Here is a 14,632-nt window from a genome sequence, read left to right as displayed (position 1 = left end):
GGCTTTCCTCATAGTGTTCCAGTCAGAGTCTGTAGAGTTGCCAATGCATTTTCGTAGCGCATAGTCCCATCCGCCTCTGCACTCCTCGCCACGATAAGTGCATTCTGCGCGTCCACCACTTCAAGCACCGTTCCTTCGCCGCTGCTGTACCGTAGCTTGGTTAACCGAAGACTCTCCTCGGCCGTGCGAGAGCTCTCCTCGAGGAGATCGATCTGCGCGTGCGCCGCAGCGGCCTCGGCATACGCATCATCCAAAGTTGCAATAAGACGGCGCTGAGTATTCGAGAGAGCGACCTTAACCGCATCCCGTCGAATATTGCTCTGCTTGATCCGCTTTTGAGTCGAAAGCCAATCCCATACTGGAATATCGACGGTCGCACTCATCGAGTAACCGAGATTCCGAACATCATCAGGACCCCGCTTGGCAAATTGCGGAGCGTCGATACCGTAGTTGAAGTTCAATGCGAGATCGGGAAGGTACGCGGCCCGCGCGGAGAGCACCGCTGCATCACTCTCGTGAAGACTCGCCAACGCACTCTTCAACTCGGCGTTATTGTTGCCGGCCGCCACCTCCACCTCTCTTCGTTCAGGAAGTGGCCGCACAACTGTTCCAGATTCGGTGACATATTGTGTATGCGGATCGGGGAAGAGTAACACCGCCAGTTCCAGTCGAGTCTTGTCCGCTAACAAGCGTGCATCCGCCAAATCTCGCTGCCGCTGCTGTTGTTGTAGCTGAGCCTTCACAACATCTGCGTGCGCCGCCTCGCGGGCTGCCTCCCTCTTCCGTGTCAGATCGGTGAACTCCGTCGCCTCCCGCAAACCCTCATCGAGAAGAGCTGCCTTACTCTCTGTATCCGCCACACCGTAGTACAGTGCTACAACCGTCGCCACAAGACCTCTACGCGAGATCTCGAATTCCGCCTCTGTTCTTGCAGCAACTGCCGTTGCCGCCTTAAGGCCCGCAACCTGCTGCAGCCCTATCGTCTCGTTGACCACGGCCTGACTGGTGTACTCATGAACTGCATTGTTGGCGATGAAGATCGGAGCAGGTTGTGAGCCAGCCTGCCCACCCTGATTGCTCTGGCCGTTCGGCTGCGTGTAGAGCATCTGATTGTGATAAACAGCAGACGGAAGAAACGCCGTGCGAGCAATCGAGCGGTCGAGTGCAGCTATCTTTTTATCGGCGAGCGCCGCGGCAAACACCGGCTCATTCGATTGAGCCCTCCGAATCGCCTCGTCCAACGTAATCACAGGAGCAGATTGCGCTATTGTCACATCCTGCGCAAGACACTGAGCAGACCCTACAGAAAAAATCATTCCTATAAGCGAACATCCAATGAAGATAAGAATGCGGCCCACCTTGAAGCAAATTGAATCCTCGAAAATAGGCATAGAGAAAGAGTAAAGTTTGAACCTTAAGACTTCCTTAAGGCGTCAGCTAAAACTTAGCAACCATCACGATCACACAAAGGCTCTTCCCTGTCGGATAGATCTCCACATGGGAAAGCATTCAAAAATCATCTGCAGGATAGATCTTTCAAGATGGCTTAGACGTCTATTAGTAATCGCTAGGAGCGCCGATTAGACAAAGTCAACTCGCATAGCTTCGGCATTTAGAAGCTGACTCCTATTTTTGGCTGCTGCTTCTGGCAGCGACAACTAGAAGATAGAGAAACTTCGGCGCTCACTACTTCGGTTCGCCGATAGACCGCTTTACGAGTCCCGATCCATCGATGGAAAGGCAATCTAAGCCGCTTCTGCTTGCTGTTCTTTACCGGTATAACGAAGTCGCAGAAGACACGCGCTCGCGGAACATGCGACGGAGATCATCGTATCTGTGCCTCCCCACATCGTATCGATATCCCAAGTCTCGCGATTGTGACCTAGGCACTTTCGTTCGATGGGCGAATCGCAGTCGAAACTCGGACCATTCGCCATCAGCCCAGTTTGATCCCAGGAGTCTGCAGTGTCGCCATGTCAATCCGCCCCGTCGAGTCTAACTGGACGTGGAGGATCGCCTCGCTCACCGGAAACCAAAACCAACGAGGGATAGATCGCTTCAGTACGGAGCTCGTACCGCCACCTCCTTTTCTTATGGGCTCTCCCATCTTACGAAGCAGTTCAGTCTCGGAATCGCCTAAGGCAACGCCATCTGGCAATTGCCCCGAATATCCTGAAAAGCCCTCATGGCCTTCACGGTGCAAATGAAAAGCTGCAACGCATAATATCTTCGGATCAGTAATCTTCTCTGAAGGCACTACCCAAGGAGCCTCCTTGAACACAACATCTACCCCTTCAGGCTTGAACTCCAATGATCCGTAATACTCATCACGATGGATATTGGATATTTCGTGCCCAAAGAAGTTTCTTACTAGCGGGTCATTCTCAGAGCGGCCTAACAGAGACACGAGCTGCTCAAAACTAAAATGTGTACTCATGGTCATTGGCATCCTATCGCTGTGCATATCTTTTGGGCGGCCACCTGCGCTGCCTGCTTATTAGACGCACTTGCTGCGTTGACCATCGTTCGAGTGTCACGAACTGCCGCTGCTCGCGGATTGGCTGCGTCAGCCTGTATTTGGGCAGGAGTGTTTCTCCCCCCAAATGTAGGACTTGTTGATTGATGCAAATCACTTGGAACCGCTACAGCCGTCCCCTGATCGCGTACCACTGCCCTCTCCGGCGCAGTCAACGGTCGGCCTAATTGCGCTTCTTCACGCGCGATATTTGATGCGTTTGACGGTATATGGTCGATGGCAAGCCCATCACCAATTGAACGTGGAGCTAATTCGCCATATGTGCCAACTTCGTATGCGCTGACTCCTTTAGCAGCGAGACCCTCTGGCATTCCCAACGGAACTATGCCTATGCTGCAGTTAGGACAATTTCTCGTGGGGTTCATTAAGTCTGAATACAAGACCGCAGCAGTGTGGAGAAAAGACACATTGGCGTCCACAAATCGATTCCACAATGACGGGGCAGGTGATGCGACGCTAGTTGGCCATGTCGAATCACCGCAATCCGGAGGGCAACCTGCATGTCCATCGGGATCAGCCTTGCTGAGAGGGTTGTTCAGAACATAGCCGTAGAGGTTCAGCGACTGCGGATTGTCAAGAGATGAGTACGGTACAGCTTCAGGTTTGTCCGCCCAGTCCGGATTCATCCATCGTCCTACATTCGAGCTGTAGTATCTAGCTCCGAAGTAGTCGAGTCCTGATTCAGCATCTCTTTCTTTGCCGGTGAAGTGATGTTCTGTGGCCTCGTCTACCGTTCCGCTACACGAGAGATCATCTCCGAAGGGAAGACTCTGGCAAACGTGATCGATTTGTCCAGCGTAATTCACCTGCGCTCGCTTAGTCCCCAGCCAATCGGCCAGATTGAAGTGAACGCCCTGGTTGTCATCGCCATAGGTTGCAAGCAGCCTCCCAGCGCTCCACACGTTGGTATGGAGCCAATTTCCTGTAGGTCCCAGTTCCGTGACCTGCTCGCCGCCCGGTCCCAGAATCTCTTCAGTCTGTGCCACAAACCCATTATTATCGCCGCAACTGAAGGACGTAATAGAACCTTTCATTACTCGCCGTCCTTCGGCGTTGTAGAGATATTGCGTCATGGCTCCAGTTAGGTAGAAACGAACGGCACAGATCCGTCCATCCCCATCATAGAGATACTGGTTCCGTCCGTCATCCGTAACGTTCCCGGCCGCGTCATAGACATTGACCAACGATGGACTAACCGGAGTGCTGATAACGCGATTGTTGACATCATAGCTGATTGTAGGTAACGACTGAGGGGGAGTGCTCACGCATGGGGATGACGACTTGGCGCTGATCGTACGGTTGCCGAAGGAGTCGTATCCCCAGCAAAAATACTGGTTTCCTAAAATTGTCGTGTTCGAATTCGCCGATGTCAGCCTGTTGAGGCCGTCGTAACCTAGATTCCAGGTTCCCATGACAGAATCTGTGTAGGATACGATGTTGCCGCTGGGGGCATACCCTCCAGAGGAGGGGATGCTATAGCTGTAGATGGGGCCCGAGGTAGGCTGGCTCGTCGCGACGACAACGGAGTACGTACCGCTTGTTTGGGCGTAGGTCCCGTCACCGGAGTATTGCGCCGTAACAAGGTGACTTCCTACTGCGGCGTTGCCAAGACCGTTCGATGCGGTAGCACTTCCTGAAGTCAAGGCTACATTCGCCCAGAGTGCTCCGTCCACGCTAAACGAAATCGTTCCAGTGGCTGCTCCCCCAACAATCGCCGTACATGAGGTTGTAGATTCTACGATGAGCGGGTTTGCGGCACAGGTCACGTCTACCGAGGGAGTCAACAGAGTCGTTGCGTTTCCCTGAAAGGAGGAATGCGCAAAATTGAAGCTATCATAGGTGGTCGAAACACTAATGGAGGTAACCGAGCTGGTTGAGCCTCTCAGCTTGAAGCTGATCACAGCGCCATTTGCCCTCGCCCTGACTGGGGCATTACAGTCCTGGGAGATCTTTGCCGCCAGGCCCGACGCGACTGACCCTACGGTAGAGAACTGACCATAAGCGATCGTCACGGAATAAGTTCCATCGACCGTGACGGTGAGCGTCCCGGCGTCCCACAGGGTTCCACCCACAGATTGTTCTCCGCCGGTGATGGCAATTGCTCCGGTGGTGGCAGCAAACGCGTGTCCGCCAAGACTCAACACTGCGATTAAGATCAAGCCGAAAGATCGCTTCAAGAGGGACATATATTCTCTCCGTACTGGGTGAACCAAGGCACCGTCAATTTCGGGACAAGTCCTGAATAATACGAATCAAGGAGGCAGCGGACTTTACGGTCGGCTTACAGTCTCACTGAGAACCCGCTGACGATTGTCGTAGGTGCGATTGATGGTCATGGTTGCGCCGAGCACCGCACTCGATAGCCCAGCAGGCCCGTAAACCGGGTTGGAGAACAACGTCGCAGGATGTGTGATATCAGTCCAGGGACTCGTCACCGTTATCGATTGCGGCCGGCTCGCACCGTCGTACTGATTCGTGAATACAAGCAAACCTGTCCCATTCGTTGAACTGGTAAGGTTACCGGCTAGATCGTATCCATAGGAGACGGTATGCGAAGCCGCACAGCTCGACAAGACACACTGCTGCTCGCTTGTCACACGTCCAACCGGGCTATAAGCCAGAATCGTCCGTTTGGTCTTCGCTCCGGCTGTGGGCACAGCTACAGGACAATCACCTGCCTGGGTCCATTCGGCACCAAGTAAGCCGATGCCCCCCGGGGCACTATCATACTGATAACAGGAGGAGGCTGTACCAAACGGATCATTCCGATATGTCTTCGACAACAATCGGTTGAGAGCATCATAACGATATAGCTGCGTTATCCCTCTAGCATCCGTTTTAACCGAAAGATTTCCGTTACCGTCGTACCCATTGACAATAGTTCCCGTCTCAGGATTATGGGCGCTCGTTAAGCGTGACAAGGAGTCGTAGACAAATTGACGGTAGCGACTACTGGAGCATGGCAAACCTACTTGCCCTACGTCCCACTGATCTGCACACCTCAAATCGTCTAGTGCATCATAGCTATAGGTCGTTGCTGCTCCATTCGGTTCTATAACCTTTGTCAATCTGCCTAGGGTATCGAGAGTGCGTCGCCAAGCATGTTCAGACTCATCAGTAAATGTAGTGACGGCACCACTATACAACCACTGCTGCGTGTTGTTGTCCGGTTGTATTTGAGTTTTGACTCTACCCAGAGCGTCATAAATATAACTAGTAAATCCGTTGGAGCCAACGCCCGGAAAGTGTGGGTTTGAAATAGTTGCAATCTTACCGACCAAGTCGTAAGTAGTATCGATAATAGAGGTGTCGGGAGATATCGCTTGGATTACCTGCCCTAGACCATTGTAGATATAAGAATGTTGAAAAATCCCATCCCCTTTTATTGTTTTATCCTGGTTGACATTAATTTGCGTCGCATTTGGATATGTGTAGACTGTCCAACTCTCACTTGGTGTGCCTACAAATTCTTTGCTTTGGGTGAGCCTACCTAGCGGATCTGCGTAAAAGTACTGTTTCAGATTGCCATTCGAGTCGGTAACTGATACTAGTTTTCCGGTGTTGCAATCATATCCATAGCTTGTTGTTTCTGCCATAGTCATAGCGCTCTGATAGGCGGAAACCAGTGTTTGCGGAAAAAGGCCAGAGCACTGGTAGGACGTAATCGCCATCTGATTTTGATTGGGATCTCTGCTTACAACCAGCATCCCTTGGCTGTTGTAAATCCTAGATGTTTCTATTGAAGAGCCTGTCGTATTGAGCCATGAATTAACCGAGGTTTGGTGCCCAAATGTCCCTTGGGGGCTGCCGTTATTTTCATCATAGCCAAACGTGATTTGTGATAGTTGTGCTCCGTCCCCGTCCGTTACTGTTGTTGAATATGGAATGCCCATGAGGTTCGCTGCTAGATAATTGCTGTTTACCTGCCACTCATACTTGGTCGTAGTCGTCTTCAGGACTGCCCCCGGCTCTCCCGCCCCATAATCGGTTTGTGTTATTGCTACCGGGAGTCCGAGACTCATCGCTTCTGCTTCGGTGTCCCACTGATTCAGTGGATCAGTTACTGTTTGTGCAGGATCGTACGCGATAGAAGTTTGCGAAGTCGATCCATCTCCAAGAGTCGTTTTTGTGCCACAGGAAAGTACGCTTGGCTGAACATAGGGATATGCAAATGCATATACTATGCCTCCATTCCATTGCAGGCATTCGTCTGATCGGTACAAGATATTTCCGGCAGATGCGGCACCTTGATAATGAATTTCGGTGTTTGATCCCTGAAGGGAAGAGAAAGGAGCGGTATTTGAATAAGATGTGTCATTGTTTAGTGGGTCGGTAACCGTCGCGAGAGAAATTGCATACCCGTAGGCTATTTGATAGGTGTATCTCCAAATTTGATCCGGAGCACCATTGCCGGTATTGAGGGTACGAGTCAGAACAGCTCGTTGGAACGATGAGGTGTTATTTCGATCTGTCTGAGCAGTAATCCAGGTATAACTGATCGATCCGCCTTGAGGTAGAGTAATTCGAGTAAGATCACCCGAATTGTTATATGCAAAGGTATAAGCAGTGTTGTCCGGCAAAATAAGACTTGAAAGCAATGTGAGATTATTGCTGTATTCGTACTCCGAGCTAGTCGGAGGTGTGCCAATATTTGCACTCGTCACAAAGACTTTCTGATAGCAGAAGGTGTACGGTGCCGTCCCCACGTTCACAGCCGGAAACTGTGTCGTATAACACCCTGGAGCACCCGCTAGTCCTATTTCCGCTGGCGCAGGAACTCTTCTGCCGATCGAGTCAATCCAATACTCTATCTGGCTTCCGTTCATGTAGGGAGTAACGCCGTTTCCGTCCGGGTCTGTCCAAGCATCATCCGCGCCGGGTATGATTTGATCAAACGCGCCGGAATGCCTGATTCCACTCTTATCAACAAAGTGAACCGTGTTGGCTTCCATGGCCATTAGCAAGCCACTTCCATCGGTTGTCCTACCACCGTAGGCAGGATCGGCCTGCGTTCTGTAGAAGAGATGTCTGGCGCTCGTGTCATCGAGCACCCCATAAACATACTCATCGGCGGTGGTGTCTGCTGATTCAGGAGGAAACGCCATCGCGGCCCAAGCCAAAGCGTGATCTCTCGATATAGAGACTCCTATGCTATTGGGTATCCAGTACACATTTATCCAACTGCATTGAGGCCCAAGGCAGCCAGGCCCCGTGTTACTGAACTCGGGTGAGCTAGCTTCGGACCAAACAACGTTAATATAGTGAAGGCTTAACGATAAGTCTGATAAAGAACCTCGTTGCTTATAGGACACCAGTGGAATATTGAGTGTGAGATTTCCAGTCTGTGTATCAATCGAATCGATCGGGGACTGTAAATAATTGTGCCCCGTATTGATACCTTGGCTGGGCACCGGATCCTGGCATTGAACCTCGCGTGCGGCAGAGAGGAATAGAAGAAAAATCAAAGCATAGCAGTGTTTCACTTACCCACCTCGTGACTTGCGTCGAAATAGGAGTCAATATGGCGTTGAACTGAGCAAACTACTGAAGATACTACTGTTTGGGACTGGAACGTATCGTTGACATACGTTGATAGATTAGCGGGAAATTGGATACCTGCGAATGTATCGAAACTACTTATGAGGGTGTGGACTGGAATAGTCACGCTAGTTCGTCCCTCTGGAGCTAACTTATAATCGATTCTTATAGGAAGATAGGATTCCGAATCGAAATACCATATCTGTTCGCTCTCGGAACGGATTACAGGGTTGGCTTGATCGGCTAAATGGATGACTAGCATATCTCGAGTATTCATCTTCTTTTGGCTCACGGCGCTTATCGAAATTGTCGGACGGATAAGAGCCCGGGCGAGCCACTCCGTTGATGCCTCAGGAATGAAATGAATGAGATTCATGCGATTACTTGGGAAAAATACCTGCTTCGTGGTCTTATGTGGAGTATGACTACCGAGGTTAATAGTGCCCTGTGGATCGTGGATGACAGAGAGATAGTTATCCGCATCCACCGTCCAAGCTACCGGGACACTACTTTGGCCAGGCGAAGTGACTTGTCCTTTTATTTCACAGCTTTGCTCCGCGAGAACTGCATTCGGATCACCCAGCTTGCCAAGGGAATTTCGGATTAGCTCTACGCCACTAGTGTTCTTGGTCAGAATTCTATCGGCTGTTCGAGTATCAAGTGGAACGGCCATTTCATGCGTTGTCGGACTCTGTCCGATAGCTGCAACAACATGACACACGTTTGAAATCATTATTAAACCAATCAGCGATTTTTCAACCCAGGACAGCAAACGACGATTTAAAAATATTGACGAACAGTCCGATTTTTCCAGTGAAGATACAGCCGAAATGTGCGATTCCATATTTAAAGGCATATGCACCTCATATATATTTGCGAACTTAAGCTTGGCGATTACCGGTGGACTATTTGCGGCATATTTCAGTTCCATTTTCATGATTAAAATTTGCCTACATCAAGACAAGAAATTATTAGGATCCTTAATTTATTAGATCAATTAGTTTGCTCAACCAAGCTATAGATCCACTGGTCGATCACTACACTTCTTTATATACATACTCTCCTGCTCGCTCTCTTTATCCATTTGGCTAATTTTGGTCTCAACCTTTGAATCTGTCTGTAATAAGCACTGCGGCATAAATCAACTGCCTACTGCAATGCCACGAGCACTTCGATGACGCCCTTACCAACGTCAAGGCCGCCGAGCGCTTTTCCCATGACTGAACCGAACATGAGGTTGCGATCTGTTCCCTTCATGGCGTAACCCTGAGTCGATGACGTAACAATGAAATCCCCTGGCTTGATTGGGCCGTTCTCAGCGCTTACCTTGGTCGAAACGATACCGATCATCGCCATTGGGATCTCTTCTGTGGATTCAGACTGTGGCATAGTTTGCCGTCTGCCAACTACACCAGGCTTGGTCGAGTAGATCCCAGCAAGCGCGGTTGAATAGGGTTCGGCTAGACTTGAGAAACTTTCCTGGATGCTGGAGGTCAATGACCAGAACATCTCCAGGCTCATAATTAGCACGACCGCCGGACACATCGACCGACTCAGCATAGTCGCCCCCACATAAGGTTCCAGTCCAGGCTGTGTTCTGAGTCGAATTGTCTTGAAATTTGATCGAGGTGCCGCTATTGGTCGTCAGCCTTATGTCGCCATGCACTTCCAGCGGTGAATTGGGGGTTGTTGTTCCGATACCGACGGCACCGTTAGCCGCAATCATCATCGCCGTCGTATAGGACAAGGCGCTATACGATGCTGCGGAGGGGGCGACTTGAATTTGAAGTCCTGCCCCTCCGATGTCCACATTGGCAGCCAGCTTTACGCCGTAAGAAGCGCTCGGGCCTGTGTGATTGACGAACTCCAGAGCGGAATCTCCATTTCCGTACTGTCCCAAGTAGAGGTTCTCAAAATTGTAGGTTCCCGGAATGGATAGCTTATTAGCGTTTGAGCCGGTGGTTCCAGAACCAGTGGTTCCAATTTGCAGCGCAGTTTGAGGACTCGTCGTTCCGATCCCTATATTGCCCCTTGTCGGTGCAAATACGATATTGTTATAGCCAATTTGTGTCCCTTGAATTGACAAGGCACCGGTGATCGCGCTTCGTGAGAATTGAAAATCTACATCATCATTGCCAATACCGAATATCACGCCACTATCATTTACTCTTTTGATATTCAGGGGATACGCCGGAGCCGGCGTCCCGATCCCTACGTTACTGCCAGAAACCGTGATGGGCGAAGTGGCCAGCGTCGTGGATGTGCTGGAAGCGGCGGAAATATAAGGGATACTCCCCACGGCGCCCGTAGTGCCACTGCTTGTCACAGTCTGCACCGCAACGCTTACCGAGATCAGCCCAATCAAAGCTGCCAGCCAAAGCTTGTTCGTCTTCATTTTCCAAGGCTCCGATTTCCTAATAAATCAGTCACACATATTCGAAATAGCTCATGCTCACTGCAAAGAGACGACGACCTCAATAACACCCATTCCGGAATCCAGAGAGCCCAGGGCTTTGCCCACAATAGCGCCAAGCATCCGGCCATGATCGGTACCCTTCATGGCATATCCTTCCGTGGCCGAAGTGACTAGCAAGTCCCCGCGCCTGATCGGTCCATTCTCGGCGCTGACCTTGGTAGGAACGATGCCGACCATCGCCATAGGAATTTCTCTATCACTCTTCTCACCCGCCTGTCTTCGACCGATGACTCCAGGCTTGGTGGAGTAGATTCCAGTCACTAAAGTCGAATAAGGTTGAGAAGATTTCGATACGTCAGAACCGCTATCGTCGCTCAGGACCAGCAAGTCCCCTGGTTCATACTTCTTGTGATCCCCGGATGTGTTAACCGACTCGGCATAGTCTCCACCGCAAAGCGATCCCGTCCACGGTAAGGTCTGAACTGAGCCGTCGGCAAAGACGATGCCTGTTCCGGGTGCGCTTAGTTTTATGTTTCCACTTACGTCAAGCTTTGCTCCAGGGCTCGTCGTCCCAATGCCAACGTTGCCGCCTCCTGAATTTAGAGCAAGGTTGGTGTAAGTTGAACCATCAGTTGAAAGACTGTCAACTCCGGTATAACCCATACCGCTGCCTACGAAAATGCGCAGTTGAGCATTCGTAGTATTGATGGCTGCTGCGCTGTCAGCAATCCAAAGCTGCCTGTTACTGGAGCGGTTGATGCCTAAGCGCATGGCAATGCCATCCGTAGATGTTTGTCCATAATTAAATTCAAGACCCGAAAGTCGAATCCCGTCAGTGGCTGATTTCTGGCTTGATACATCGAGGAGGGAAAGTGGTGATGTCGTCCCAATCCCGACACGACCTTCAGCATAAATATCTCCCGCACGCGTATCGAACACGATGGGATAATTCCAGATAATGCCGTAGTTAGAACAACAGGTTGATTTGAAGCCTAAGCCCCACCACGACTCAACCGCCACATCGGCGGTTGAAGCGCTTGCACCGTCACCATTGCCTGCGTATAGGCCGTTACCGCTATTATTTATTGCAGGAGGATTAATTTGAACATTGCCACTCACCACAACGTTATTGCCAGAAACCGCGACGGGCGAAGTACCCAGCGTTGTGGATGTGCTGGAAGCGGCAGAAATGTAAGGAATATTCCCCACGGTGCCCGTAGTGCCGCTGCTTGTCATCGTCTGCGCCGCAGCGCTTATCGAGATCATCCCAATCAAAGCTGCCAACAAAAGCTTGTTCGTCTTCATTTTCAAGGCTCCAATTTCCTAATAATTCAGTCACACATATTCGAAATAACTGATGCTCACTGCAACGAGACGAACGACCTCAATAACACCCATTCCAGAATCCAGAGAGCCGAGCGCCTTGCCGACAATGGCGCCCAGCATCCTGCCACGATCGGTCCCCTTCATGGCATATCCTTCGGTGGCCGAGGTGACCAGTAAATCCCCGCGCTTGATCGGTCCATTCTCAGTGCTGACCTTGGTAGGAACGATGCCGACCATCGCCATGGGAATTTCGCTATCACTCTTCACACCCGCCTGTCTGCGACCGATCACTCCGGGCTTGGTGGAGTAGATTCCTGTTACTAATGTCGAATAAGACTGAGAAGATTTAGAGACGTCAGACCCACTATCCTCGCTCAGAACCAGCACGTCACCTGGCTCATATTTCTTGTGATCCCCCGATGCGTTGACCGACTCAGCGTAGTCTCCACCGCAGAGAGATCCTGTCCAGGCCATGCTTTGGACGTCTCCGTTAGGAAATATGATGGAGCTGCCACTGCCCGCCGTAGCTTGATGTTGCCCTTGACTTCGAGTTTTTCGCCAGGCACGTTTGTTCCGATACCCATATTTCCAAAGCGATTGATCCGAACACTTTCAACCGGCGCCGCATTCCCTCCGGTTGTGGTACCCAACACTAGAGCCCCAGAATAAGTGACCCCGCCATCACCACCATCTTCCAAGGCACTCCACAGGCCCGCGATGGGAACAATGCCATGATTGCTCGAGGAAGACATGTAGACACTGGATCCGTTTCCTCCATATCCTCCAGTTCCCGTCACAGGACGTACCGTCAAAGCGTTATAGACTTGAAAATTGCCGGTGACATCGCCGGCGGCGACCTCCAGCTTCGCTTGTGGCAATGCGGTTCCAATGCCCACGTTGCCTATCGCACTTACACGCATCGCTTCGTTTAAAGCTCCGGCATTCGCCGTGTAAAGAGCCAAAAATCCACTTTGAGTATTCCAAGCAGCGGTACCATCGACACCGGACCTTATCGACGCCTTAACAGTCTCTGTGTCATAGCCGGTATAGTATGCGTCAAAATCAATCATTGCAGCGGGACTAGACAGAGGATTTCCTGTACCCGCATCCCTACGAATAGCTAGGCTAGCTGTGGGAGTTGTGGTCCCGATCCCGACGTTACTGCCAGACACCGTGATGGGCGAGTTCCCAAGCGCAGAGGGTCCAGTGAACAATGGCACCGCGCCAGAGGTTCCCGAGCCTGTCACCAGAGCCCCAGCGCTTACAGTGATTGTCGCAATGACAGCTGCCATCCAAAGCTTGTAACTCTTCATCTTCGAGACTCCGATTTCTTTCTAGCCAGACATACATTCGACGTCACACGTTCTTACTGCAACCAAACCACAAACCTCGATAAGCGTCCGGACATGATTTTGCTACGTACAAATCGTGTCACTGAAGCGACACCAGAACTTCAATGACACCAGTTCCGGATGTTAGCTCTCCGAGGGCCTTGCCAATGACAGTGCCGGTTGGGATGACACCGTCTCCCGCTTTCATGGCATGTGCCGGAAGCGAGGAAGAGACAAGAAGATCGCCAACTTCGACGGGCCCATTCTCCGCTGTAACTTTAGTCGGAACGATACCTACCATCGCCATCGGCACTTCGTTTGTACTCAACTTTGGATCAGTTGTCTGGCGCCTTCCCACCACGCCGGGTTTCATCGAATAGATACCAGCCACTAGCCGCGAGTAGCGTGCATTCGACTTAAGGAAACTCCCCGGATGGGCCGGATCTATGACCAAGACATCACCAGGCTCGTAATTGGTCCTGCTGCCCGACACGTCCACAGACTCGGCGTAGTCTCCACCGCAGAGAGAGCCTGTCCAGGCTGTACTTTGTACAGCTCCGTCGGGAAATATGATGCCGCCACCACTGTTCCCGCTGAGCTTGATGTTCCCTTTTACTTCGAGTAGCGCAGTGGGAGTGGTTGTGACAATGCCGACGTTGCCGAATTGGTCGACCCGCATGGCTTCTATTGGAACTGAGTTGCCTTCCCGAGTCGTACCAAGTACAAGAGCACCGCTATAGGTATAGCCACCATTCCCACCCGACCCCAGAGAACTCCAAATACCCGCGACCGGCGCAATCCTGGAGTTCGCTACAGAACTCAGGAAGATGCTCGCTCCATTGCCAAACTGGGCCGCCCCCTGCGCCGGTTGTACAACAAGTGCGTTATAAACTTCATTGGCATTCGCAACCGTACCTATCGCCACATTGAGCGGTGCAATGGGATACATCGTCCCAATGCCGACTCTACCGTCACCCCTCAAAGTGAAGAGATTCGTTAATGCTCCAGCATTGGAGTAGTCATAAAACCTAAAACCGCCAGATGCTCCTGCGGCTCGATTTGCAAGAATGTCAACCTCGCCTTCGCCACCAGAGTAGTTCCAACCCAACAATGCCCTACCGCTATCTTTTAGAGGTTCCAGGGAGTATCCTCCGCGGGGATCTATGTTCGATCCTGCGACGACTAAACCTCCGTAACCACCGATGTCCAATCTGCCCGTTGGCGTTTGTGTCTGGACGCCGACATTGCCATTCAGTTCTGTGATGGATGAATCCACCAGGGTCCCACTCGGAGAGAACTTGGAAACCACATTGTTAGTTCGAGCAACGGCACTTGTCGTCAGGAGAGCGATGTAAAGTAGCGGCTGTGCGATCTGTTTCAACATATTGCTCCTCGTGCTCTATCGTTCCGGAATCGTTGGTTGAAGCTGAATGCCTGCTGCGCTGTTATTCGGTTTTTAAACCTATCTACTGGAGCGAGACCGAC

Annotated in this window: 11 protein-coding genes; all 11 read right to left on the bottom strand. The window is 51.2% G+C overall.

Annotated elements, in window-relative coordinates; translation table 11 throughout:
* Positions 1 to 8: 8 nt before the first annotated feature.
* The 11 genes from HB393_RS03435 to HB393_RS03385 all read right to left on the bottom strand — a co-directional run bounded on the left by HB393_RS03435 (position 9) and on the right by HB393_RS03385 (position 14,531).
* Positions 9 to 1,316 (bottom strand): TolC family protein, encoded by a 1,308-nt coding sequence (locus tag HB393_RS03435; RefSeq protein WP_213803764.1) that lies wholly within the window; start codon positions 1,314 to 1,316, stop codon positions 9 to 11.
* Between the two features lie 620 nt (positions 1,317 to 1,936).
* Entirely contained in the window at positions 1,937 to 2,437 is a 501-nt protein-coding gene (locus HB393_RS03430; RefSeq protein WP_213803763.1) for a hypothetical protein, read from the bottom strand.
* A 2-nt stretch (positions 2,438 to 2,439) separates the two neighbouring features.
* Complete coding sequence (locus tag HB393_RS03425; protein ID WP_213803762.1) at positions 2,440 to 4,722, bottom strand: RHS repeat-associated core domain-containing protein; 2,283 nt, start codon at positions 4,720 to 4,722, stop codon at positions 2,440 to 2,442.
* 84 nt (positions 4,723 to 4,806) lie between these two features.
* The gene (locus tag HB393_RS03420) at positions 4,807 to 7,656 is read right to left on the bottom strand and encodes a hypothetical protein (protein WP_213803761.1); all 2,850 of its coding nucleotides are present in this window, start codon (positions 7,654 to 7,656) and stop codon (positions 4,807 to 4,809) included.
* 359 nt (positions 7,657 to 8,015) lie between these two features.
* Complete coding sequence (locus tag HB393_RS03415; RefSeq protein ID WP_213803760.1) at positions 8,016 to 9,011, bottom strand: hypothetical protein; 996 nt, start codon at positions 9,009 to 9,011, stop codon at positions 8,016 to 8,018.
* 212 nt (positions 9,012 to 9,223) lie between these two features.
* A complete protein-coding gene (locus HB393_RS03410; protein ID WP_213803759.1) occupies positions 9,224 to 9,430 on the bottom strand; it encodes a hypothetical protein in 207 nt (68 codons plus the stop codon).
* Positions 9,431 to 9,449: 19 nt separating this feature from the next.
* Positions 9,450 to 10,469, bottom strand: coding sequence for a hypothetical protein (locus tag HB393_RS03405; protein ID WP_213803758.1), 1,020 nt, complete (start codon positions 10,467 to 10,469; stop codon positions 9,450 to 9,452).
* 57 nt (positions 10,470 to 10,526) lie between these two features.
* Positions 10,527 to 11,795: a tail fiber protein gene (locus tag HB393_RS03400; protein ID WP_213803757.1), complete on the bottom strand. Its 1,269-nt coding sequence runs from the start codon at positions 11,793 to 11,795 to the stop codon at positions 10,527 to 10,529.
* A 30-nt stretch (positions 11,796 to 11,825) separates the two neighbouring features.
* Positions 11,826 to 12,203 (bottom strand): hypothetical protein, encoded by a 378-nt coding sequence (locus HB393_RS03395; protein WP_213803756.1) that lies wholly within the window; start codon positions 12,201 to 12,203, stop codon positions 11,826 to 11,828.
* On the bottom strand, positions 12,191 to 12,886 hold the full coding sequence (locus HB393_RS03390; RefSeq protein WP_213803755.1) for a hypothetical protein: 696 nt from the start codon (positions 12,884 to 12,886) through the stop codon (positions 12,191 to 12,193). Before HB393_RS03390 ends, HB393_RS03395 begins: the two co-directional genes overlap by 13 nt.
* Positions 12,887 to 13,247: 361 nt before the next feature.
* The gene (locus HB393_RS03385; RefSeq protein ID WP_213803754.1) at positions 13,248 to 14,531 is read right to left on the bottom strand and encodes a hypothetical protein; all 1,284 of its coding nucleotides are present in this window, start codon (positions 14,529 to 14,531) and stop codon (positions 13,248 to 13,250) included.
* Between the last annotated feature and the right edge of the window lie 101 nt (positions 14,532 to 14,632).

Origin of the sequence: Granulicella sp. dw_53, assembly GCF_018449545.1 — a bacterium.
Lineage (GTDB): Bacteria > Acidobacteriota > Terriglobia > Terriglobales > Acidobacteriaceae > Edaphobacter.
The sequence above is the reverse complement of the archived record's forward strand: the minus strand, read 5'-3'. Positions and strand labels throughout refer to the sequence as shown.